This is a genomic window from Nonomuraea sp. H19 (genome assembly GCF_052068215.1).
Lineage (GTDB): Bacteria > Actinomycetota > Actinomycetes > Streptosporangiales > Streptosporangiaceae > Nonomuraea.
In genome coordinates this window covers 1-1,103 of sequence record NZ_JBQHCV010000126.1, presented here as the reverse complement: position 1 = coordinate 1,103, position 1,103 = coordinate 1, and the positions used below count along the sequence as shown (strand labels likewise).

General features: G+C 70.4%; 1 protein-coding gene. It reads left to right on the top strand.

The features are described 5' to 3' along the window. A partial coding sequence (locus ACTMTI_RS56870; protein ID WP_441129410.1) for an MDR/SDR family oxidoreductase occupies positions 1 to 1,103 on the top strand: 1,103 nt, incomplete at both ends.

Sequence of the window (1,103 nt, the reverse complement as noted above, 5' to 3'; positions counted from 1 at the left end):
GCGTTCGCGACGGCGTGGTATGGGCTGGTCGATCTGGCCGGGCTCACCCGTGGTGAGCGGGTGCTGATCCATTCTGGCGCGGGTGGTGTGGGCATGGCCGCGATCCAGATCGCCCGGCATCTGGGCGCGGAGGTGTTCGCCACCGCCTCGCCTGGTAAGCAGCATCTGCTGCGAGCGTTGGGTGTGGCCGATGACCACATCGCCTCCTCCCGTGACCTCGGCTTCGCCGGCGCCTTCGCCACCGTCACCGGTGGTGAAGGGGTGCATGTGGTGCTCAACTCGCTGGCCGGGCCGTTCACCGACGCCTCACTCGACCTGCTCGCCCCTGGCGGCCGCTTCATCGAGATGGGCAAGACCGACCGCCGCGACCCGGCGGACGTCGCGAACACCCACCCCCACATCCGCTACCGCAGCTTCGACCTGATGGACGCCGGGCACGAACGCATCGGGCAGATGCTGGCCGAGCTGCTGGAGCTGTTCGCCCGCGAGGAGCTGGCGGCGTTGCCGGTGCGGTGCTGGCCGGTCCAGCAGGCCCGCCAAGCCTTCCGGCACATGGCGCAGGCCCGCCACACCGGCAAAATCATCCTGACCATGCCACGCAGCCTGGAGACGGACGGCACGGTCCTGATCACCGGCGGCACGGGCGGGCTGGGCGCGATCTTGGCCCGGCACCTGGCCACCGGGCACCAGGCCCGGCATCTGCTGCTGGCCTCCCGCCGAGGAGAACAGGCCCCCGACGCCGACCAACTCCGCACCGACCTCGAAGCAGCCGGCGCCAGCGTCGACATCGCGGCCTGCGACCTGTCCGACCCCGCACAAGTGACCGCCCTGCTCGACCGCGTCCCCGCCGAACATCCCCTCACCGCCATCTTCCACACCGCCGGAGTACTCGACGACGGCGTGATCACCTCACTCACCCCGGACAAGATCGACCGGGTACTGCGGCCCAAAGCAGACGCCGCCTGGCACCTGCACCAGGCCACCCGTCACCTCGACCTGGCGGCGTTCGTTCTCTACTCCTCCTCCGCCGCCACCCTCGACAGCGCCGGACAGGGCAACTACTCCGCCGCCAACGCCTTCCTCGACGCACTGGCCATCCACCG